This is a genomic window from Roseovarius sp. JB2-10 (assembly GCF_055693585.1).
Map to the genome: position 1 here is coordinate 3901968 of NZ_CM146337.1, position 20649 is coordinate 3922616.

At 58.8% G+C, this 20649-nt stretch carries 21 protein-coding genes; 13 read left to right on the plus strand and 8 right to left on the minus strand.

The window, feature by feature from the left end:
• Nucleotides 1-6: 6 nt before the first annotated feature.
• Genes modC through modA form a run of 3 tightly spaced genes read right to left on the minus strand, consistent with a single transcriptional unit; the run spans nt 7 to nt 2764 of the window.
• On the minus strand, nt 7-1083 hold the full coding sequence (modC, locus tag ACZ1HJ_RS19300; protein WP_472720244.1) for a molybdenum ABC transporter ATP-binding protein: 1077 nt from the start codon (nt 1081-1083) through the stop codon (nt 7-9).
• On the minus strand, nt 1080-1766 hold the full coding sequence (modB, locus tag ACZ1HJ_RS19305; protein WP_472720245.1) for a molybdate ABC transporter permease subunit: 687 nt from the start codon (nt 1764-1766) through the stop codon (nt 1080-1082). Before modB ends, modC begins: the two co-directional genes overlap by 4 nt.
• Nucleotides 1766-2764, minus strand: coding sequence for a molybdate ABC transporter substrate-binding protein (modA, locus tag ACZ1HJ_RS19310; protein WP_472720246.1), 999 nt, complete (start codon nt 2762-2764; stop codon nt 1766-1768). Before modA ends, modB begins: the two co-directional genes overlap by 1 nt.
• Here modA and ACZ1HJ_RS19315 point away from each other — a divergent pair.
• The 4 genes from ACZ1HJ_RS19315 (at nt 2730) to ptsP (ending at nt 7409) form a co-directional block, all read left to right on the plus strand.
• Nucleotides 2730-3200: an NUDIX hydrolase gene (locus ACZ1HJ_RS19315; RefSeq protein ID WP_472720247.1), complete on the plus strand. Its 471-nt coding sequence runs from the start codon at nt 2730-2732 to the stop codon at nt 3198-3200. The two genes, modA and ACZ1HJ_RS19315, sit on opposite strands and share 35 nt — an antisense overlap.
• A 73-nt stretch (nt 3201-3273) precedes the next feature.
• Nucleotides 3274-3687, plus strand: coding sequence for a DUF1178 family protein (locus ACZ1HJ_RS19320; RefSeq protein WP_472720248.1), 414 nt, complete (start codon nt 3274-3276; stop codon nt 3685-3687).
• Between the two features lie 98 nt (nt 3688-3785).
• On the plus strand, nt 3786-5024 hold the full coding sequence (locus tag ACZ1HJ_RS19325) for an aspartate kinase (RefSeq protein WP_472720249.1): 1239 nt from the start codon (nt 3786-3788) through the stop codon (nt 5022-5024).
• Nucleotides 5025-5165: 141 nt separating this feature from the next.
• Nucleotides 5166-7409, plus strand: coding sequence for a phosphoenolpyruvate--protein phosphotransferase (ptsP, locus tag ACZ1HJ_RS19330; protein WP_472720250.1), 2244 nt, complete (start codon nt 5166-5168; stop codon nt 7407-7409).
• A 2-nt stretch (nt 7410-7411) separates the two neighbouring features.
• Here ptsP and ACZ1HJ_RS19335 read toward each other — a convergent pair whose 3' ends face one another.
• Nucleotides 7412-8182, minus strand: a complete 771-nt coding sequence (locus ACZ1HJ_RS19335; RefSeq protein ID WP_472720251.1) for an EcsC family protein — start codon at nt 8180-8182, stop codon at nt 7412-7414.
• 31 nt (nt 8183-8213) lie between these two features.
• Complete coding sequence (locus tag ACZ1HJ_RS19340; RefSeq protein WP_472720252.1) at nt 8214-8705, minus strand: GNAT family N-acetyltransferase; 492 nt, start codon at nt 8703-8705, stop codon at nt 8214-8216.
• A gap of 73 nt (nt 8706-8778) precedes the next feature.
• Between ACZ1HJ_RS19340 and ACZ1HJ_RS19345 the strand changes: the two genes are divergently transcribed.
• On the plus strand, nt 8779-9384 hold the full coding sequence (locus ACZ1HJ_RS19345; protein ID WP_472720253.1) for a flavin reductase family protein: 606 nt from the start codon (nt 8779-8781) through the stop codon (nt 9382-9384).
• A 3-nt stretch (nt 9385-9387) separates the two neighbouring features.
• Here the strand turns inward: ACZ1HJ_RS19345 and ACZ1HJ_RS19350 are convergent, their stop codons facing one another.
• Nucleotides 9388-10983, minus strand: coding sequence for a SulP family inorganic anion transporter (locus tag ACZ1HJ_RS19350; protein WP_472722247.1), 1596 nt, complete (start codon nt 10981-10983; stop codon nt 9388-9390).
• A gap of 242 nt (nt 10984-11225) precedes the next feature.
• Here ACZ1HJ_RS19350 and ACZ1HJ_RS19355 point away from each other — a divergent pair, with 242 nt between their 5' ends.
• Nucleotides 11226-12098, plus strand: a complete 873-nt coding sequence (locus tag ACZ1HJ_RS19355) for an S-methyl-5'-thioadenosine phosphorylase (protein WP_472720254.1) — start codon at nt 11226-11228, stop codon at nt 12096-12098.
• Here ACZ1HJ_RS19355 and ACZ1HJ_RS19360 read toward each other — a convergent pair.
• Entirely contained in the window at nt 12058-12714 is a 657-nt protein-coding gene (locus ACZ1HJ_RS19360; RefSeq protein ID WP_472720255.1) for a hypothetical protein, read from the minus strand. The genes ACZ1HJ_RS19355 and ACZ1HJ_RS19360 overlap by 41 nt on opposite strands.
• 140 nt (nt 12715-12854) lie before the next feature.
• Here ACZ1HJ_RS19360 and ACZ1HJ_RS19365 point away from each other — a divergent pair, with 140 nt between their 5' ends.
• From ACZ1HJ_RS19365 to ACZ1HJ_RS19380, 4 genes are all read left to right on the plus strand, one after another.
• Complete coding sequence (locus ACZ1HJ_RS19365) at nt 12855-13481, plus strand: LysE family translocator (protein WP_472720256.1); 627 nt, start codon at nt 12855-12857, stop codon at nt 13479-13481.
• Nucleotides 13478-14761 carry an SDR family oxidoreductase gene (locus ACZ1HJ_RS19370; protein WP_472720257.1) on the plus strand — a complete coding sequence of 428 codons (1284 nt, stop codon included), beginning with the start codon at nt 13478-13480 and terminating at the stop codon, nt 14759-14761. The genes ACZ1HJ_RS19365 and ACZ1HJ_RS19370 overlap by 4 nt, the downstream gene beginning before the upstream one ends.
• Nucleotides 14762-14764: 3 nt before the next feature.
• Complete coding sequence (locus tag ACZ1HJ_RS19375) at nt 14765-15241, plus strand: DUF2269 family protein (RefSeq protein ID WP_472720258.1); 477 nt, start codon at nt 14765-14767, stop codon at nt 15239-15241.
• Nucleotides 15242-15317: 76 nt separating this feature from the next.
• Complete coding sequence (locus ACZ1HJ_RS19380) at nt 15318-15857, plus strand: adenine phosphoribosyltransferase (protein WP_472720259.1); 540 nt, start codon at nt 15318-15320, stop codon at nt 15855-15857.
• 173 nt (nt 15858-16030) lie between these two features.
• Here ACZ1HJ_RS19380 and ACZ1HJ_RS19385 read toward each other — a convergent pair whose 3' ends face one another.
• Nucleotides 16031-17044 (minus strand): GDP-mannose 4,6-dehydratase, encoded by a 1014-nt coding sequence (locus ACZ1HJ_RS19385; protein ID WP_472720260.1) that lies wholly within the window; start codon nt 17042-17044, stop codon nt 16031-16033.
• Nucleotides 17045-17203: 159 nt separating this feature from the next.
• Between ACZ1HJ_RS19385 and ACZ1HJ_RS19390 the strand changes: the two genes are divergently transcribed.
• The 3 genes from ACZ1HJ_RS19390 to ACZ1HJ_RS19400 all read left to right on the plus strand — a co-directional run bounded on the left by ACZ1HJ_RS19390 (nt 17204) and on the right by ACZ1HJ_RS19400 (nt 20630).
• Nucleotides 17204-18085 (plus strand): LysR family transcriptional regulator, encoded by an 882-nt coding sequence (locus tag ACZ1HJ_RS19390; protein WP_472720261.1) that lies wholly within the window; start codon nt 17204-17206, stop codon nt 18083-18085.
• A gap of 110 nt (nt 18086-18195) precedes the next feature.
• Nucleotides 18196-19647, plus strand: coding sequence for an aldehyde dehydrogenase family protein (locus tag ACZ1HJ_RS19395; protein ID WP_472720262.1), 1452 nt, complete (start codon nt 18196-18198; stop codon nt 19645-19647).
• On the plus strand, nt 19644-20630 hold the full coding sequence (locus tag ACZ1HJ_RS19400) for a membrane dipeptidase (protein ID WP_472720263.1): 987 nt from the start codon (nt 19644-19646) through the stop codon (nt 20628-20630). Before ACZ1HJ_RS19395 ends, ACZ1HJ_RS19400 begins: the two co-directional genes overlap by 4 nt.
• Nucleotides 20631-20649: the final 19 nt, after the last annotated feature.

Below are 20649 nucleotides of genomic sequence, written 5' to 3' on the forward strand. Positions count from 1 at the left end.
TTGGGGCTAGTGCCCAATGCTGCCTTTGGCCACCGCCGTCGCCTTGAGAATGGCAAAGCACTTCAAACCGGGCTCCAATTTTAACTCTTTCGCCGCTTGCGCGGTTATACGCGCCAAAATCCTGTCGGTCCCGGTGCGAAGCGAAACAGCGGCACCCGGGCCATCACCCATCCGAACCTCCTCGACATCGACCGCCAGAATATTGCGCGACGACAGCCCTTTGGGACGTTCGAGCGACAATAGAACATCTTGCGCCAACACCCTGATTCTAATGATTGATCCAGGTTCTGCATCCACACCGGGCAAGATCAGTTCACCGCCGCTGATCGCCAGACGGCTCAACCCATCGGGCCCATGCGCCATGACCTTTGCCTGCAGGATCGAACCGGCCTCGCGCACGCCCACAAAAGGCATCATCGACGGATCGCTCAAAACCTCATGGGCAGGCCCCTGATGCGCCACGCGGCCATCCTTCAACAGGATCAGTATATCCGCCAGTCGCGCCACTTCAGCCACCGAGTGGCTGACATATAAAATGGGCGTATCGCTATGGTCTCTGAGCCGTTCCAGATAGGGCAAAATTTCGTCTTTTCGCGGTTCATCCAGCGCGGCAAGCGGCTCATCCATCAGCAAGATCTTGGGTCCCGACATCAAAGCGCGCGCCAATGCGACGCGTTGTTTTTCGCCCCCCGACAGGCTGCCGGGCTGTCTGTTCAGAAGTCCACCCAACCCCAACAAATCCACGACTTCCCCGATGTCGCCTGCAGCTTGGGAAAACCGCATGCCAAAGCGGATATTCGCCTCCACCGACAAATGCGGGAACAGGCGACCATCCTGAAAAACATATCCGATCCGGCGCTTATGCGGCGGTACAAAAACCCCCTGTGCCGTGTCTAACACCACCCTGTCATGTAGGGTAATTCGCCCGGTTTGCGGCCTGAGCAATCCCGCTACCGCATTGGCAACACTGGTTTTTCCGGATCCCGAAGGGCCAAACAACGCGGTCACGCCCGCATCCGCTTCAAAAGCAACTTCGAGTGAGAAGCCGTCAAACCCATGGGAAATTTCAACCGTCAAGCTCATCGCTGTCCAATCCGGTCTGCCACACGGCGCGCCAACCCTTCGGAGATCAACACCGCCCCCAACGCAACGATGAGCGACAAGACAACCAGACGCACCGCGCTGGCCTCACCGCCGGGCACCTGCAAAAACGCGTAGATGGCAGATGGCAAAGTCTGAGTTTGACCCGGGATGTTGGCCACAAACGTGATGGTGGCCCCGAATTCGCCCATGGCCTTGGCAAATCCCAATACCGCGCCCGCCAGAATGCCCGGTGCTATAAGGGGCAATGTCACGAGGAAGAACCCGGCCCATCTCCCGGCACCCAAGGTAGAGGCGGCCTGCTCAAGCTTGGGATCCACCGCATCGAATGCCAATCGGATCGCGCGGACCACCAGCGGGAAACCCATGATGCCAGCCGCCAGGGCGGCACCGGTCCAGTGAAACGCAATACTTATACCCCAGCTTTCCAGTAGACTTCCGATGGTGCCGTTGCGGCCAAAGGTTAACAACAGGATATAACCCGTTACAACTGGGGGCAAAACCAGCGGTAAATGAACCAATGCATTAACAATGGATTTCCCCCAGAATTCACGCCGAGACAAAAGCCACGCAACCGCGATCGCCAAGGGCACGCTGATCAACGTCGCGACCAATGAGACCTTGAGGGACAGCGCCAAGGCGGCCCATTCTTCGGCGCGCAGCATTATCCGGCCTCATTGTGCAAGGGAAGAAATCCGTGTGATTGGAAAATTTTTGCGGCAGTTGAACCTGTAAGAAATGTTAAAAAATCAACGGCATCACGGGTGCTATTGTTGTTAATAACTGCCGCGGGGTAGATGATCCGGTCATGCATATCGTCAGGGATATCATACAAAATGACGACGCCAGATTCCGCCTGCGCATCGGTGGCATAGACCAAACCCAAAGGTGTCTCGCCACGGGCAACCAACGCAAGCGCCGCGCGGACATTTTCCGTCTCCGCCAGACGGGGCGAAAGAGCATTCCAAAACCCTTCAGTTTCAAGCCATTGCCGCCCGTAGATACCCGCTGGCACGCCTTGCGTGTGGCCAATCGCCATGCGTCCTTCTCCCAACCTCTGCAAAAGGCTGTCAGCACTCAGCTCGGCCAGAGGTTTTGCATCCTGCGGACCGATAAGAACCAGGCGGTTTCCCAGAAGGTTCAAGGCTTTACCGCCCTCAAGTAATTCTTTTTCCTTCAACCAAGCCATCCATGCGGTATTTGCAAGGATGACGATATCAGCCGGCGCACCCTGCGCAATCTGGCGCGCGATCTGACCGCTGCCGCCGTATGAAATAACGAGATCACCGGTGTAAGCCGCCGCTACCTCGTCAAGCGCGCCGCGCAGGGAAGCCGCTGCAAAGATGGTTACAGTCTGCCCGGCTGAGGCCGAAACAGGCGTTACAAACACCCAGAAAATGCTGAAGAGGAAGGCAAAAAAACGCGTCATTTGTACGAGTATTCCAGCGCGTGGATACCAGCGCAAGCGAAAGCGCGAAAAACATATGTGGTGCAAAACCCCAACAAAAACACTACATTTGGGCATCTTGACGCCAAATGAACCAAAAAAATTTGTTAAATTTAAAGATAATTGCCATATTGGGGAAAATATTGAAGAAAACGAGCGGTTTAAAGGGCGGAATATTCCCGTGAGCGTACAGGGTGCAAAACAAGAGCCGATCAATTTGTTGTCGGCATCGAAATCAGGGGTTCGGACGCAGTTCGCAGCCCTCTGTTATCGTATTGTGGACGGGAAAATCCGGATCCTGCTGGTGACGTCTCGTGGCTCCGGCCGGTGGATCATTCCACGCGGATGGCCGATGGACAACAAAACGCCGTGCGAGGCTGCTCTGACCGAAGCCTGGGAAGAAGGCGGTGTGCGCGGCAAGGGCTTCCCGTCGTCGCTTGGACTTTACTCCTACACGCGCGACATCGGCGAAGAGGGGCTGACCCCCTGTGTCGCAATGGTGTACCCGGTCAAGGTCAAGAAACTCGCAAAAACATACCCCGAACAAAGCGAACGAAAGCGCAAATGGTATTCGCGCAAAAAGGCAGCCGAACTGGTGGACGAGCCCGAATTGGCTCACATCATCCGGAGCTTTGATCCGTCCGGCTTATGATCTTGCAAATTGGGCCTTGCTTGAAACCGGCAGGTTTTGGCATAGCTGTTGCGCTGTGCTGCAGGATGCCTGAATGATTCAGTTTACTCTCAAATGTGACGCCGATCACCGTTTTGACAGCTGGTTCAAATCATCTGCGGCGTTTGACACGCTGATGTCCGCGGGCATGGTATCTTGTGCCATTTGCGGATCGACCAAGGTCGAAAAGGCGCTCATGGCCCCAAAGGTGCGCGACAGCAAGAAAAAGCGGCTTGAGGCGTCACCGCAGCTGACCGAACAGGCAATGGCGGAGTTAAAAAAGCAGGTCGAGCAAAATTCGGAATATGTAGGAATGAACTTCGCCCGCGAGGCGCGCGATATTCATGATGGCACATCCCCGGAACGCTCAATCTACGGGGAAGCCAACGCCGAAGAGGCCAAAAAACTGATTGAAGATGGCGTGGCGGTCACGCCTCTGCCATTTGTTCCAGGGCGAAAAACCAACTGATTTCCGCCCGTCAGAGCCTGTCTAGGATGCACGGACCTCTTGCCCTACCCCTGCGTTCGGCCTAAACCGCCCGCGACTTACTCGCCAAGGACGCACCAATGCCCGTTCTCGTCATGAAATTCGGTGGCACCTCTGTTGCCACGCTGGATCGCATCCGCCGCGCCGCCAAACGCGTGGGCGTTGAGGTGGCCAAAGGCTATGACGTGATCGTCATCGTCAGCGCGATGGCGGGCAAAACCAATGAGCTGGTGGGGTATGTCAATGAAACCTCCCCGCTATACGACGCGCGCGAATATGATGCGGTGGTCAGCTCGGGCGAAAACGTCACCGCCGGTCTGATGGCATTGACCTTGCAGGAAATGGATATCCCCGCGCGCAGCTGGCAGGGCTGGCAGGTGCCGTTGATCACCACCAGCGCCCATTCCGCCGCCCGGATCGAGGAAATTCCAACGGAAAACATCACCGCCAAATTCGCGGAAGGAATGCGCGTGGCCGTGGTGGCGGGGTTTCAGGGCATTTCGCCGGATGGCCGGATCACCACCCTTGGCAGGGGCGGCTCGGACACCAGTGCCGTGGCCTTTGCAGCGGCCTTTGAGGCGGAACGGTGCGATATCTACACCGATGTCGATGGCGTCTACACCACCGATCCACGCATCACATCCAAGGCGCGCAAACTGGACAAGATCGCGTTTGAGGAAATGCTCGAACTGGCGTCTTTGGGGGCCAAGGTTTTGCAGACCCGCTCGGTCGAACTGGCGATGCGCTACAATGTGAAACTGCGCGTGTTGAGCAGTTTTGAGGAACAATCGGATGACGCGGGCACGTTGGTCTGCGCCGAGGAGGAAATCATGGAATCAAACGTTGTTTCGGGCATTGCCTATTCGCGCGATGAGGCGAAAATGACCCTCGTTTCTGTCGCGGACCGCCCCGGCATCGCGGCTGCGATCTTTGGCCCCTTGTCGGATGCAGGGGTCAACGTGGACATGATCATTCAAAACATCGCTGAAGAAGGCCGCACGGACATGACCTTCTCGTGCCCCACCGATCAGGTGACACGGGCAGAAAAGGCGCTTGAAGGTGCCAAGGAGCGCGGCGACATCAACTACCACGACCTGATAGCCGACACGAATGTGGCCAAAATCTCGGCCGTGGGCATCGGGATGCGCAGCCAATCCGGCGTGGCCGCAAAGATGTTCAAAACGCTGTCGGATGAGGGGGTGAACATCAAGGTCATCGCCACCTCCGAGATCAAGATTTCCGTTCTGGTCGATCGCAAATACATGGAACTTGCCGTACAGGCGTTGCATGACGTGTTCGAACTGGAAAAAGCGGCGTAACGCTTGCCGATACGCCAATTGGCGTTCGGTTTTGCAAATGTTGATTCATAATCGTTGATAAAATCCCGTTTCGTGCGGGCCAAGACTGTGGTCTACTCGACGCAGGGAATGACATGTGCCTTAGAAGGAGGCAGCACCGACATGGACGATCAGTCGGGAACAGACAGCCGTAAATTGCTGGGCCGCCTGCGCGATGTCATGGCCGATGACACCGCAGGCCAGCAGCGGCTCGACCGGATCACGGAACTCATCGCCGATGAGATGCACACGGCTGTGTGTTCGATCTATCTGTTCCGCGATGAGGACACGTTGGAGCTTTGTGCAACGCAGGGTCTGAACCCGGACGCCGTGCACCAAACCCGTATGCGCATGGGCGAGGGTCTTGTGGGCCGTGTGGCCCGCACCGGTGCTGTGATCAATACCGACGATGCGCCCGGTACCAAGGGCTTCCGCTACATGCCCGAGACCGGCGAGGAGGCGTATTCCTCCTTCATGGGTGTTCCGATCCAGCGTTTGGGTGAGAAACTGGGCGTTCTGGTCGTGCAGTCGCGTGATACCCGGCTCTATTCGGACGAAGAGGTTTATGCGGTCGAAGTGGTCGCAATGGTGCTGGCAGAAATGACCGAACTGGGCGCGTTTGTCGGCGAAGGCGCCGCCATGTCCGCGCGTCACCAGCAACCGGTGCTGTTCCGGGGGGCCACCGGACAGGAAGGCGCGTCGCAGGGCCATGTCTGGCTGCACGAACCGCGCGTTGTGGTGACCAACCCGATTGCAGATGATCCCGTACGGGAAATGGAACGGCTGACCGAAGCGGTAGAAGAGTTGCGCGTGGGCGTCGACCGGATGCTGTCGAGTGCGGCCACAGGCGACAAGGAACAGCTTGAAGTGCTGGAAGCCTATCGCATGTTCGCCAATTCCAAGGGCTGGATGCGGCGGATGGAGGAAGACATCTCGCGCGGACTGTCGGCCGAGGCCGCCGTCGAGAAGGAGCAATCTGCGGCCCGCGCCCGGATGGGTCAGGTCAAGGATTCGTATCTGCGCGAACGCCTGCATGACCTGGATGATCTCAGCAACAGGATGCTGCGCATTCTGACCGGTCAGGGGCATGAAACAGGCGCCGAGATGCCGCCCGACCCGATCCTCGTTGCCCGCAACATCGGCCCGGCAGAGTTGCTGGATTACGGCCGCAAACTCAAAGGGATCGTGTTGGAGGAAGGCTCGGTCGGCTCTCACGCGGCCATCGTGGCACGTGCGCTGGCCATCCCGCTGGTGATCCATGCGGACCGGGTCACCACCGAGGCACTCAACGGCGATCTGGTGCTGGTCGATGGCGATCAGGGGATTGTGCATCTGCGCCCGGACGAAACCGTCGTGGCGGCGTTCCGCGACAAGATGGCCATGCAGACGCAGGCGCAGGAACGCTATGTCTCGATCCGAGGCAAACCCGCAACAACGCTCTGTGGCACCAACATCTCGCTCCTGATGAATGCGGGATTGATGGCGGACCTGCCAAGCCTGGAGAGCTCCGGCGCCGAAGGTGTGGGTCTGTTCCGAACCGAGCTTCAATTTCTTGTCCGCTCGCACATGCCCAAACGCGCCGAGCTGTCGGAACTCTATGCCAAGGTGATCGATGCCGCCGGGGACAAACGCGTCATTTTCCGAACGCTCGACATCGGCTCCGACAAGGTACTGCCCTATATGACCGCCACGGATGAACCCAACCCGGCCATGGGTTGGCGCGCGATCCGGGTGGGGCTGGACAAGCCTGGCGTGATGCGGATGCAATTGCAGGCCCTGATCCGTGCCGCCGCGGGTCGACCGCTCAGTGTCATGTTCCCTTTCGTCGCGCAACGCGAAGAATTTCGCATGGGCCGGGCCGAGATGGAAAAGGCTCTGGAACGCGAACGAATTCTGGGCCATCCGATCCCGGAAAAACTCGACGTCGGAGCGATGCTGGAAACGCCGTCGCTCGCTTTTGCGCCACACAGATTCTATCAGGATGTCGATTTTCTATCGATTGGCGGCAATGACCTGAAACAGTTCTTCTTTGCGGCAGATCGCGAAAACGAACGTGTGCGCCGCCGGTATGACACGCTGAATGTCAGCTTTCTGTCGTTTCTGGAAAACATCGTCGCGCGGTGCACCGCCACCGGCACGCCGCTATCGTTTTGCGGCGAAGATGCGGGCCGCCCGGTCGAGGCCGCGTGCCTGGCCGCCATCGGATTGCGAACCCTGTCGATGCGTCCGGCCTCCATCGGGCCTGTGAAGTCAATCCTGCGGCGCATAGATCTGGTCGACCTGAAAGCCGTGATCGACGAGGCAAGCGAAGAAGGCCACCAGTCTGTGCGGCCTTACGTGATGAAATACCTCAAGGGAAAACTCTGAATTCAGGCGTGGTGGATCGGCGCCCGCTCGACCCGCTTGCGGAATTCTTCAAGCAATTCAGCATGATCCCGGTCGGCATCAATCGCCAGACGTCGCAGGCCAAAATGCACATGGGCCATCTGTTGATAGTAGCTGGTATAAGCGTAATTCGTGGCAGCACCGGCCGCCGCGCCCAGTACCGGTACGGTTTGCGCGGCCAGTTTTTGGCCCAGAACAGTGGCCAGTCGCGGTGCAACCCGGGCGATCAGTGTATTGATCGTGGCACCGGTGACCGCCAGACGTGTGCTTAGAAACGCGATATCCGAACCATCGTCATGATCAAGCGGCCCCGCTGCGGACAGCACCTGGATACAGTCGAACATCACGCCTTTTTCCTGCGGATCAAAGCCATACTCCACGGCGACATCCTGTATTGCGCGCAACAGGATCGTGGTGGTGACCGGCAGTTCAGCCATGGCACTTGGCAATCCTCCAAAACCACCCGCCGCCCCCATGGCTGTTGTGACCGCGCGGGTCAGCCAGCCCGGCTGTTCCCCCACAAGCCCGCGGGAGCGTTGCGCGGCCTCCATCGCCAGTTTCAATGCCTGTTCCGCGCCATCACCCAAACGGCTGCGCATGCCCTCGGGCAAACGGTCCAGCAGGTTTTCGGCCTGCCCGCCCACAAGGTTCAGCACCTGAATGCCGATATTGCCAGCCGCCGCGTGACGTTTGGCCAAATCATCCAGACGGTGGTCCGTATCGCGTGGCGCCAGGGCGTTTTCTAAAACTTCCATGCCTGAAATATCGGTGGTTTGGCCCGGTCTTTCAAGCACTGCGGGTGACTTTGCCTGCAACACCGTCCCACGCACCGGGGCGAAGCGCATGGCCCAGAACTCGGTCCGGGTTGGTGGGTGGCGGCATCTCGACATCCGGCAATTTGGCAAATCCAAACCGCCCGTAATAGGGCGCGTCGCCCACCAGCATCACCCGCAACCAATCGCTTTTTTGCGCCAGGTGGAGGCTTTCGCGGATCAATGAGCCGCCCAATCCTTCGCCCTGTCTCGTGGGGTGCACCGCCACGGGTCCCAGCAACAGAACCGGCGCGTTCGAAACCAAAACCGGCCAGAACCGGATCGCACCTGCCAGAATATTGTCGGGATCGCGCGCCACCAGGCTGAGGCCAGGTACCGGGTCAATCCCATCGCGCAACCGGTAGGACGACAACGCCTCGCGGCCGGGCGCAAAGCACAAGTCATAAAGTGCTTCGACCTCCCACCAATCGTCATTCTCTTCCGGCCGAAGCAGTAACACGCGCATTTCCTTGCGAATTTCAGTGGCACTGCGGGTAGCACGGCGTTAGGTCTGGTTCAAACAGCTATGCGAGGCGCAGATGTTCTACGAACCCAAAAACGGCCACGGGTTACCGCACAATCCGTTCAACGCCATCGTGACGCCACGCCCCATTGGCTGGATCTCGACACGCGGTGCAAACGGGGCCGACAATCTGGCCCCGTATTCGTTTTTCAACGCAGTGGCCTATGTCCCGCCCCAGGTCATGTTTGCGTCCACCGGCGTGAAACCGGATCGCGACGGGACCAAGGACAGTCTGGCCAATATCCGCGACACCGGCGTGTTTTGCGTCAATATCGTTGAATACGCGGCGCGGGACGTGATGAACCAAAGTTCCGGTCCCTGGGACAGCGACGTTGATGAATTTGCCGACGCGGGCATCGAAAAGGCCGCGTGCGAGACCATTGCCTGCGCCCGTGTGGCCACCGCGCCCGCTGCGTTGGAATGCAAATTGACGCAGATTGTACCCCTTGAAGGGGCCGCCAATTTCATGGCCATCGGTGAGGTGATCGGCGTGCACATGCGTGACGATTGCCTGATCGACGGGCTCTTTGATGTGACACGTTTCAACCCGCTGGCCCGGCTGGGCTACAAGGATTATTCGGTTGTTCGTGAGGTCTTCAGCATCAAACGCCCGGGCGAATAACGCCTAGTGGCCGGAGCCCAAGACGCCGGTTCGCACGCCATAATCCACGGCCAATTCGTAATCGGGATCATCATCGCTATCGACCATCAGGTGGCCCGCCTTGGTCAGCAATTGATGGCAATCGCGGCTCAGATGGCGCAGTTTGATCAGCTTGCCCGCGGCCTCATATCGCCCGGCAATACCCTCGATTGCCTGTAGGGCGGATTGATCCACAACCCGGCTTGCGGCGAAGTCAACGATCACCATATCGGGATCATTCTCCACATTGAAAAGCTCGCTAAATCCTTCAGCTGAACCGAAAAAGAGAGGGCCCTGGATTTCATAAACCTTGGCACCGGCTTCGGAGGTTGAATTGCGCTCAAAGGCATGAATGCGCGTGGCGTTGTTCCATGCATAAGTCAGCGCCGAGACGATCACACCCACCACCACCGCGATGGCCAGATCGTATTTCACCGTCACAACCGTCACCAACACGATCACCGCGGCATCGCTGAACGGCACTTTGCGCAGGATCGTCAGCGAGTTCCATGCGAAGGTCCCGATCACCACCATGAACATCACGCCCACCAAGGCCGCCAGCGGAATTTGTTCGATCATCGGGGCCGCGAACAGGATGAAAACAAGCAAGAAAAACGCCGCCGCGATCCCCGCAATCCGTGTACGTCCACCCGATTTGACGTTGATCATCGACTGACCAATCATGGCGCATCCGCCCATACCGCCGAAAAACCCGGTGACGGAATTGGCGATGCCCTGCGCGATGCATTCCTGACTGGCCCCGCCCCGCCTTCCGGTAATTTCACCGACCAGGTTCAATGTCAGCAGGCTTTCAATCAGGCCAATCGCGGCCAGAATGACGGCATAGGGCAAAATAATTTCGAACGTCTCAAACGTCAGTGGTACCATGGGAATATGGAAGCTGGGCAACCCGCCTTTGATCGAGGCCAGATCGCCCACGCGCGGCACATCAAGACCAAATGCAATCACCAGCCCGGCCACAACACCGATACCAGCGAGCGGCGCGGGGATGACCCGCGTCAGGCGCGGCATCACCCAGATCACCGCCATAGTCAGCCCCACCAGACCCAGCATCGTGTACATCTCAGCCGCCGGGAGCCATTGACCGCCGCTCATGCCATGGCCTGTATTTTCCATTGTGCCGGGCACCTTGAACTGGCCCAGTTGCGCCAGAAAAATCACGATGGCGAGCCCGTTGACAAAGCCCAACATCACCGGGTGCGGCACCAGACGGATGAATTTGCCCCACCGAAGCGCACCCGCGATGATCTGCAAGATCCCCATCAAAACCACAGTGGCAAAGAGGTATTCCACCCCGTGCTGCGCGACCAGCGCGACCATCACGACGGCGAGGGCCCCTGTGGCCCCGGAAATCATGCCCGGGCGCCCACCGATAAAGGCCGTGATCAACCCCACCAGAAACGCCGCATAAAGACCCACAAGCGGATGAACACCGGCAACAAAGGCAAAGGCCACCGCCTCGGGCACCAGCGCCAGCGCCACCGTCAATCCGGCCAGCAATTCAATCCGCACCCGCGACACGGTAAATTTCTCATCTTCCATGATCCGCAGGTCCGGCATGGAAATCTTGTCGGCAAAAACTGCCAGAATTGCGTGTTTCAAGGAAAATATCCTGTCGGACTGTTTGCGCGCGAACGGACCCATTACTAGGCGGCGCCCCAAATGGCCAGCAACAATATCATACCAATACGCCCCACACGGGCATATATACGTCATCTGGCCTGCGGGTTTTGCCCATTGCAGCCATTTCCTTTCATACAGCGCGCACGTATCAATAGGGCGCAATAGCTAACGGAGCGATAATGAGCGATACAAAGATCGGCATCATCGGCGGCTCGGGCGTCTATGACATTGACGGGCTGGAAGGCGCGGAGTGGACACGAGTTGAAAGCCCCTGGGGCGCGCCGTCGGATGACATCCTGACAGGCACGTTGCACGGCGTTTCAATGGCGTTCCTGCCGCGTCACGGGCGCGGGCATGTGCATTCGCCCACCACGGTGCCCTACCGCGCCAACATTGATGCGCTGAAGCGTATCGGCGTGACTGATGTGATCAGCGTATCCGCCTGCGGGTCATTCCGTGAAGACATGGCACCCGGTGATTTTGTCGTTGTAGATCAATTCATTGACCGCACTTTTGCACGCGACAAGTCCTTCTTTGGCACCGGCTGTGTGGCCCATGTCAGCGTGGCGCATCCAACCTGTCCGCGCCTTGGGGATGCTTGCGAAACCGCAGCGCGCGACGCCGGGATCATTGTGCACCGCGGCGGCACCTATCTGGCCATGGAGGGCCCGCAATTCTCGACCCTTGCAGAATCTAAAATGTACCGCGAGGTCTGGGGCTGCGACGTGATCGGCATGACCAACATGCCCGAGGCCAAACTCGCCCGCGAGGCCGAGTTGTGCTACGCCTCCGTCGCCATGATCACCGACTATGACAGCTGGCATCCCGATCACGGCGAGGTGGATGTGACACAGATCATCGCCACGCTGATGGGCAATGCCGACAAAGCCCGCGACATGGTAAGCCGCCTGCCCGCCCTTCTGGGCGTGGAACGCGCGCCCTGCCCCCATGGCTGCGACCGCGCGTTGGAATATGCCATCCTGACCGCACCCGATGCACGTGATCCGGATCTTATGGCGCGTCTGGATGCGGTGGCGGGTCGGGTGCTGTGACGGGCGCTTTGGCGTCCGTCTCCCGGCGCCATTGCAGATAGGCCTGATAGACCTCAACCGAACTGGCAAACCGGAACCGCGCAAAAATGTAGAGCGCGACCACCATGGCCAGCACCGCACAGCTCACCCCGATGGGATCGCGGACCACGCCCAGACAGATCGCCAGCACCAGACAGCCGATGGCCAGCGCGCGAAACATCTTGGATATCCCTTCCAGGAGCAACACCCGCTCCACCGGTCGTTTGGCATTGGTCAGCGCAGATTTCGCATGGTTGAAATGATGGCCAATCGGACTTTCCTCTGCCTGCGCGCGTTTGGCTTCGTATGCCTTGACCGTCTCCAGGATCGAGTCGGGTTTCTTCCAGCGTGGCCGCGCATAGAGTTTGTCATAGGGTTTGTTGAACATATGCCCGGCCTCTTGCAGCGCCACGCCGGACAGGATCACCAGTGCCGCCGCCATGGCTGTATCAAGGGACGTCACCGGCCAGGCCTCGGGCAAATACCCGATCCAGCGCGCTTCGATCTGAACCAGCACCCAGATGAACACTGTGCCGGGCACCAGATAGGCCAGGCCCTCCAATACTGTCACCTTGACCCCTAAATCTTCGGGTTTCATCGCAAAATTCCTTCATAAAATACCGGGTCACTATACCGGCTTTTATCCGGTTTTCGATTTCTCTTTAAGCGCCAGCATCTTCCCGGTAACCCTGTTGGCGAGAAAACGCAGTGCTACCCACCACAAAGGAGATAACCGTCATGACATTCGAAATATGGATCACCTTTGTTGCCGCCTCGACCGCGTTGTTGATGATCCCGGGGCCCACGGTGCTTCTGGTGCTCAGCTACGCGCTCAGCCAGGGACGGCGCGTGGCCCTGGCCAGTGCGGCAGGCGTGGCTTTGGGTGATCTGGTTGCCATGACGGCCTCACTTTTGGGTCTGGGCGCGCTGGTGCTGGCCTCTGCCACGCTCTTTACAGTGCTGAAATGGGCCGGTGCGCTCTATCTCATCTGGATGGGGATCAAACTCCTGCGCGCGCCGCGCTCGGAAGGGTTGGATACTGTCGCCACGCAGGACGCCACGGCGCGCAAGGTCTTTGGCCATGCGGCGGCGGTCACGGCGCTCAACCCGAAATCCATCGCCTTTTTCATCGCCTTCGTGCCGCAATTCATCACCGTGGGCGCACCATTGGCCCCGCAATTCACGATCCTGATTGCCACATTCGTGGGGCTGGCCGCGCTCAATGCCCTGATCTTTGCGTTGCTTGCGGACCAACTGCGCCTGACCATCAAACGCCCCGGCGTAATCACCTGGCTGACCCGTGGCGGCGGGGCAGCCCTTGTGGGCATGGGACTGATGACCGCCACCTTGCGCCGTACCTCATGACGGATCGCCCCGGCACGGTTCTGATCCTCGGGGCAGATGGCTTCATCGGGCGGCATCTGGCATTTGGCCTGCGCGCCGACGGGTGGCAGGTGATTGCATGTGCCCGTCGCACCAAACGGCTGGCCCGGATGGGGTTTGATACGCTCAAGGCTGATCTGAGCGCTCCGCGCACCGCCACGCCGGAATTCTGGCAGCCGCATGTGGCAAACGTCACCCATATGGTCAACGCCGCCGGTGTTCTCAGCGCGGCGGACCGCATCTGCGAAGCCGTGCATGTCACCGCCCCCGGCGCGCTCTATCAGGCACTGCCAGACGGCGCACAAGGCCTCCTGATCTCGGCCGTGGGTATTGACGCGGCTGACACGGGTTTCGCCATTTTCAAGCGCGCAGGCGAAGAGATGGCGGCCAAACACGGCGTCACTATACTGCGCCCCGGTCTGGTGCTGGGCGATACATCCTATGGCGGTTCATCGCTGATGCGCGCGCTCGCTGCCATGCCCCTGATGACGCCGGTGGTGGGCAAAGGCCAACAGGCTTTCAACCCGATCCACGCCGCCGATCTGACCGATTTGGTGGGGCATTTGTTGCAACACCCGCCACCGCCCGGCCCGCATGAGGTGGGCGGACCCGAAGAGTTGACCCTGTCGCAGATGCTGAAATCCACCCGGCGATGGCTGGGTCTGCCCCGCGTGCCGCAACTGCGTTTGCCGCTACCGCTTGTACGCCTCATGGGGCGCATAGGCGACGCGATGCGCCTTGGCCCGATTTCGACCACCGCGGTTACGCAATTGCAAACCAACGTGCTGGCCGCACCCAGTGCACATGTCCAGTCACTGCCCATCCAACCGCGTGGGTTTTCGCAGTTTCTGGGCGCACGCCCGGCAGGCACGCAGGACTTGTGGCACGCACGCGCCTATCTGATGCGTCCAGCGCTGCGAATTGTGCTTGCGCTGATGTGGCTGGCCTCCGGCATTCTGGGCCTCACACTGCCAGCTGAAGAGTTTCTGCCCCTGATCCAAAGTTCAGTCCTGAGTGACACCGCCCTCACCGTTCTGGCCCGCGCCGGAGGTATCGCGGACATTGCCATTGCGCTGGCCCTGCTACGCGGATGGCGGCCCCGATTGATGGTCGGCATTCAGGCGTTGATGATCCTGGGATACACTATTGCCTTCACCTGGCTTGCCCCAGCGCTCTGGCTGCTGCCCTTGGGCGGTCTTCTGAAAAACATCCCTCTTTTGATGCTGATCGCGCTGCAGGGCATTCTGGAAGATGAAAGATAAGTCATGGATCCCTACCTCACGGCAAAATGGCTCCATATCCTCAGCTCGACCGTCCTGTTTGGCACCGGCATCGGCACCGCTTTCCAAATGGTCTGGGCGATGCGCACCCGTCAGATTGAAACTATCCATTCCGTGGCCTCCGGCGTGGTGGTGGCCGATTGGATATTCACCCTGCCCGCAGGCATACTTCAGCCCCTGACCGGCCTGTGGCTGGTCACACTTGCCGGGTTTTCGCTGACCGAGCCGTGGCTGATGGCAACCTATGCGCTCTACCTGCTGGCGTTTTGCTGTTGGGCGCCGGTCGTAAAACTGCAAATCCGCATTCGCAACCTGACACGCGACGCATTGGCCGATGGTCAGTCAACCCTGCCGGATGCCGCATATCGCGCCTACAGACGCTGGTTTGTGCTGGGCTGGCCCGCCTTTGGCGCACTGGTAGCGATCTTTTGGTTGATGATTGCGAAACCCCCGTTTTGGTAAGCCTGCACGCTCACCCCTTGCGCTTCAGGCATCTTTGCGCATAACCGATAGCGGCGCATGACCACGGGATCCGACAATGGCACAGACAAAGACCGTCAAAGACTACATCCGCACCATCGTCGATTTTCCGCATGAAGGGATCATGTTTCGCGATGTAACGACGCTGTTTGCCGATCCGCGCGGGTTTCGCATGGCCATCGATCAGATGCTGCACCCTTATGCGGGCATGCAGATCGACAAGGTCGTGGGACTTGAGGCGCGCGGATTTATTCTGGGCGGGGCGATTGCGCACCAGTTGAGCAAAGGGTTTGTGCCGATCCGCAAGAAGGGCAAATTGCCCGGTACGGTGATCAGTCAGGACTATCATCTGGAATATGGCGAGGCCGTTGTGGAAATCCATGACGACGCCATCGAAGCCGGTGAGAAAATCCTGCTGGTCGATGATTTGCTGGCCACCGGTGGCACCGCTGATGCTGGTATCAAACTGATCGAACGTCTGGGCGGTGAGATCGTGGGCTGTGCTTTTGTTGTTGATCTGCCTGATCTCGGTGGACGCGCGCGCGTTGAGGCGCTTGGCATGGATGTCCATGCGCTTTGTACCTTTGACGGGGCATAGGCGGTCCGCGTCACTCGGATTAATCATTTGATAACCATGATCCGTCTAGAGTTCAGGTGCCCGCGTTGACGGGCCTCGTTCGCAACGACCATTCCTGATTGGCACCGTTAGAGACATCGAACGCGCGCGCCTCGTGCCATCCCCCTCCAGCACGGGGCGCGACCTTACCAAGTCTATTTTTGATAGTAATCGCGGAACCAATGCACGAATTGGGCAATGCCGTCGCGAATGTCTGTCTTGGGCGCGTAGCCTGTTAGCTCCTGCAACAATCGCGCATCCGCCCATGTGGCGGGCACGTCGCCCTTTTGCATCTCCATGTAGTTCCGCTTGGCCTCGACCCCGAGTTCGGCCTCGATCGCATCGACGAAATCGACCAGCCGCACCTTGTCGGAATTGCCGATATTGACCACGCGGTAAGGTGCGACCGGTGATAGGCTGTCCCAATCAGCGATGTCATTGGCACTGTCGGGCCGCACGGGTGCTGCGTCGATCAGCAAGCGGATGCCACGCACCAGATCCTCGACATAGGTAAAATCGCGGAACATGTCGCCGTGGTTATAGATGTCAATCGGCCGCCCATCGAGGATTGCATCGACGAATTTGAACAATGCCATATCGGGCCGGCCCCAGGGACCATAAACCGTGAAAAACCGAAACATGGTAGTGGGCAGGTTCCACAGATGCGCATAGGAATGGCCCATCGCCTCGGTTGCCTTTTTCGTGGCGGCATAGATTGTCATCGGGCTGTCGGCCTTGTGCGTCTCGGCATAGGGCATATGGGTGTTGGCACCATAGACCGATGAGGTTGATGCCATCAGCAAATGCTGCACCTCAAGGCGCCGTGCGGCCTCCATCACATTGAATGTGCCGACGACATTGGCCTCGACATACGCGCGGGGCTGCTCGAGCGAATAGCGCACCCCGGCTTGGGCTGCGAGATGCACGATCACATCCGGTTTGAACCCATCGATGGCCGCGCTCAGGGTGTCGTTATCCTCAAGCAGGGCTTCGGTGGCGGCAAACCCCGGCTTTTGCGCCAACATCTGATGGCGGCGCTGCTTTAGCGTTACGTCGTAATAGTCGGTCATCCCATCATAGCCGTGGACGCTGATTCCTTCGTCCAGCAAAAGCTGCGCCAAGTGAAACCCGATGAAACCCGCCGTGCCTGTGATGAATACCCGCTGCATTCTGCCCCGTTCCCATTGTTTTACTCAGCGATACCCGCCACGGGATGTTCCGACAACCCTGCTTGTCCCCGGCCATGAACCGCATGTGCTTTGTTGACAGCACTATACGTATTGTTAAGGTTTGCGCGAATAAAATCTCTCGAATTAAGGGGGCTGAAATTGGCAATCAAGATCGAAATGCTTCGCTGTTTTCGCGCCGTGGCGGATCACGGAAGTCTGGCGGACGCGGCGCAGACACTGGGGCGCACGCCGTCGGCCGTCTCCATGATGCTGCGCCAGTTCGAGGATCATGTGGGCTCGCCCCTCTTTGAAAGCGCGCGCAAATCGCGGCTGACCCCTTTGGGTGAAACGGTGCTGACCGAAGCCCGGCGGGAGCTGGAGCATTTTGATCGCACGGTCGCCTCGATCGAAGGGTTGTCGCAAGCTGAGCTGGGCCATGTCAGATTGGCCGTCACACCGTCTGTCGCACAATCCATTCTGCCGCCTATTTTGGAAACGTTTATGCAAAAGCACCCCGGGGTGCGGATTGACATGCGTGATACTGACAGCGCGTCGGTGCAGCGGGAGCTGACCTCGGAACGCGCCGATATCGGCATGGCCAGCCTGCGTCAGATGCCGGGATTTGACCGTGAGTTGATCTTTTCCGATCGCTTCGGCGTGGTCTGCCCGATCAACAGCCCCCTAGCGCAGAACTGGTCATCACTGCGATGGTCGGACCTGGAGGGTGTCAATTTCATCGCCAACGGTCTGTGCCACACGATCCGCGACGAGGGTTTTGCCCCGATCCTGGAAAAATCACAGCTCATGGTGCCCAATACGACCTCAATCCTGAGCCTTGTGCGGGCCGGTGTTGGGGTCACGATCCTCCCGGAACTGGCGGTGCTGCCGGAATTTCTTGATTTGGAGTTTTTGCCGCTGGCAGAGTGTTCGGCACGGCGCGAAGTGTGGATGGTCACACCATCCGGCCATGTCCTTACCCCCGCGGCACAGGCCCTGGCCGACACAATCCGTCGCGCGCCGATCAACGTCAACCATAGCTAACTTCAGAAAACCTGAAGAAATCTAAATCCTTTTGCGTTTGCCTGAATCGTTGGGATGTGACGTAATGCCGGACGAGTTTTCATCACCTAAATCAACACAAAGGAAAGCCCATGGGCCTGACAACGCAGAATTTCATCGCAGGCAAATGGGTTGCGGGCACGGGCGAGGTAGAAAACCGGAATCCGTCGGATTTGAGCGACGTGATCGGGCATTACGCGCAGGCCAGCGGTGATCAGTTGGAACAGGCGCTGGACGCTGCACAAACCGCACAAGCCGAATGGGCCGGATATGGCATGGAGCGCAAACAGGCGGTCCTGATGTCCATCGGCAATGAGATGATGGAACGCGCCGAAGAGCTGGGCACATTGTTGAGCCGCGAAGAGGGCAAGCCATTGGCCGAGGGCAAGGGCGAGGTGTTCCGCGCCGGTCAGTTCTTTACCTACTATGCCGCTGAATGCCTGCGCCAACTGGGCGAAAACGCCGACAGCGTGCGTCCGGGCATCGAGGTGGATGTGCGCCGCGAACCCATTGGCACAGTGGCCATCATCAGCCCGTGGAACTTCCCCACGGCGACCGCCAGCTGGAAAATCGCGCCCGCGCTGGCCTATGGCAACGCAGTGATCTGGAAGCCGGCCAATGTCACGCCCGCCTCCGCCGCCGCGCTGACCGAGATCATCAGCCGTCAGGACATACCTGCAGGCCTTTTCAACCTCGTCATGGGCGCCGGTCGCGATGTAGGGCAGCGCCTTGTCGAAAGCCCCAAGATCAACGCGATTTCCTTCACCGGTTCGGTCCCCGTAGGCAAAGGTATCGCCACGGCCGCCATCCAGAACCTGACCAAGGTTCAACTGGAAATGGGCAGCAAAAACGCGTTGGCCGTGATGGATGATGGCGACATTGATCTGGCCGTCTCGCTGGCCCTCGGTGGGGCATTTGGTGGCTCTGGCCAGAAATGCACGGCCTCCTCGCGGCTTATCGTGCACAAGAACGTGCATGACGAATTCGTCGATAACCTGATCAAGGGCGCGGAGGCGATGAAAGTTGACCATGCGCTGGCCGAAGGTACACAAATCGGCCCGGTGGTAAGCGAACAGCAATTGAACGAAAACTTGGCCTATGTCGATCTGGGCAAATCCGAGGGGGCCGAACTTGCCTGCGGCGGTGTGAGTGTGGATCGTAAAACCGAAGGGTACTACATGACGCCCGGTGTTTTCCTCAATACAAACAATGACATGCGCATCAACCGCGAAGAGATGTTTGCGCCCCTTGCCGCCGTAATCAAGGTCGACAGCTATGCCGAGGCATTGGCCACAGTCAACGACACCAATTTCGGCCTGACCGCCGGGATCGTCACCCAAAACCTGGCCCGCGCCACGCATTTCCGCCGTAACGCGCAGACCGGCGTGGTCACCGTGAACCTGCCCACCGCAGGCACGGACTATCACGTGCCGTTTGGTGGCCGGGGCGACAGCTCTTATGGTCCGCGCGAACAAGGCACCTATGCCAAGGAATTCTACACCACGGTCAAGACCGCTTACATCGCGGCGGGCACACCTGAATGACCTATGTGATCGACAACCTGCAATACGCCAACTGGTCGGAAAAAATCTTTCGCGAAATGCGTGACGGCGGTGTGGACGCGGTGCATGTCACGATCTCATACCATGAGAACTTCCGCGAAACGGTGCTGAATTTCGAGAAATGGAACCGTTGGTTCGAGCAGTATCCGGACCTCATTTTCCACGGGGAATGGGGCGATGATGTGCGCCGGGCGCGCGAAACGGATCGCACGGCAATTTTCTTTGGATTTCAAAACCCTGCGCCGATTGAGGATGACATTGGTCTGGTGGAAATCGTGCACAAGCTGGGCGCGCGTTTCATGCAGTTGACCTATAACAACCAGTCCCTGCTGGCCACGGGCTGCTACGAGACCGAAGACCCCGGCATCACCCGTATGGGCAAGCAGGTCATCAAGGAAATGAACCGTGTCGGTTTGGTGGTCGATATGAGCCATTCGGCAGATCGCTCAACCATAGAGGCGGCGGACATATCGGAAAGGCCCATTACCATCACTCACGCGAACCTGCACTCCTGGCAGCCTGCGTTGCGCAACAAAAGGGATGATGTTGTGCGCGCGGTTGTGGAAAACGGCGGCATGATGGGCTTTTCGATGTATCCGCACCATTTGAAAGGCAAGACCGACTGCACATTGCAGAGTTTTTGCGAAATGGTCGCCACCGCGGCCGAGACGTTTGGCGCCGAGCATTTTGGCCTCGGATCGGACCTCTGTCAGGACCAGCCGGATAGCGTTGTGGAATGGATGCGTGTTGGCCGCTGGTCGAAGGAAATCGATTATGGCGAGGGATCAGCCGCCGCCCCGGGCTTCCCGCCCCAACCCGAGTGGTTCAAGGACAACCGCGATTTTGGAAATATTGCCAAAGGCTTGCGTAAGGTCGGCTTTGACGAAAACGAAGTCGCTGGCCTGATGGGAGACAATTGGCTACGATTTTTCGACACTAATTTTAGGCCAGCTAAAGCCTCTTAAACCCAATGCCCTATATCAC

Excerpts from the sequence above, each read along its gene's own strand:
- ACZ1HJ_RS19370 (WP_472720257.1), top strand. The coding sequence starts at position 13,478 with ATGACGGATCGCCCCGGCACGGTTCTGATCCTCGGGGCAGATGGCTTC.
- ACZ1HJ_RS19380 (WP_472720259.1), top strand. The coding sequence starts at position 15,318 with ATGGCACAGACAAAGACCGTCAAAGACTACATCCGCACCATCGTCGAT.
- ACZ1HJ_RS19365 (WP_472720256.1), top strand. The coding sequence starts at position 12,855 with ATGACATTCGAAATATGGATCACCTTTGTTGCCGCCTCGACCGCGTTG.
- ACZ1HJ_RS19385 (WP_472720260.1), bottom strand. The coding sequence starts at position 17,044 with ATGCAGCGGGTATTCATCACAGGCACGGCGGGTTTCATCGGGTTTCAC.
- ACZ1HJ_RS19325 (WP_472720249.1), top strand. The coding sequence starts at position 3,786 with ATGCCCGTTCTCGTCATGAAATTCGGTGGCACCTCTGTTGCCACGCTG.
- ACZ1HJ_RS19340 (WP_472720252.1), bottom strand. The coding sequence starts at position 8,705 with ATGCGCGTGTTACTGCTTCGGCCGGAAGAGAATGACGATTGGTGGGAG.
- ACZ1HJ_RS19355 (WP_472720254.1), top strand. The coding sequence starts at position 11,226 with ATGAGCGATACAAAGATCGGCATCATCGGCGGCTCGGGCGTCTATGAC.
- modB (WP_472720245.1), bottom strand. The coding sequence starts at position 1,766 with ATGCTGCGCGCCGAAGAATGGGCCGCCTTGGCGCTGTCCCTCAAGGTC.
- ptsP (WP_472720250.1), top strand. The coding sequence starts at position 5,166 with ATGGACGATCAGTCGGGAACAGACAGCCGTAAATTGCTGGGCCGCCTG.
- ACZ1HJ_RS19345 (WP_472720253.1), top strand. The coding sequence starts at position 8,779 with ATGTTCTACGAACCCAAAAACGGCCACGGGTTACCGCACAATCCGTTC.
- ACZ1HJ_RS19320 (WP_472720248.1), top strand. The coding sequence starts at position 3,274 with ATGATTCAGTTTACTCTCAAATGTGACGCCGATCACCGTTTTGACAGC.
- ACZ1HJ_RS19395 (WP_472720262.1), top strand. The coding sequence starts at position 18,196 with ATGGGCCTGACAACGCAGAATTTCATCGCAGGCAAATGGGTTGCGGGC.
- ACZ1HJ_RS19360 (WP_472720255.1), bottom strand. The coding sequence starts at position 12,714 with ATGAAACCCGAAGATTTAGGGGTCAAGGTGACAGTATTGGAGGGCCTG.
- ACZ1HJ_RS19350 (WP_472722247.1), bottom strand. The coding sequence starts at position 10,983 with ATGCCGGACCTGCGGATCATGGAAGATGAGAAATTTACCGTGTCGCGG.
- ACZ1HJ_RS19375 (WP_472720258.1), top strand. The coding sequence starts at position 14,765 with ATGGATCCCTACCTCACGGCAAAATGGCTCCATATCCTCAGCTCGACC.
- ACZ1HJ_RS19400 (WP_472720263.1), top strand. The coding sequence starts at position 19,644 with ATGACCTATGTGATCGACAACCTGCAATACGCCAACTGGTCGGAAAAA.
- modC (WP_472720244.1), bottom strand. The coding sequence starts at position 1,083 with ATGAGCTTGACGGTTGAAATTTCCCATGGGTTTGACGGCTTCTCACTC.
- ACZ1HJ_RS19335 (WP_472720251.1), bottom strand. The coding sequence starts at position 8,182 with ATGGAAGTTTTAGAAAACGCCCTGGCGCCACGCGATACGGACCACCGT.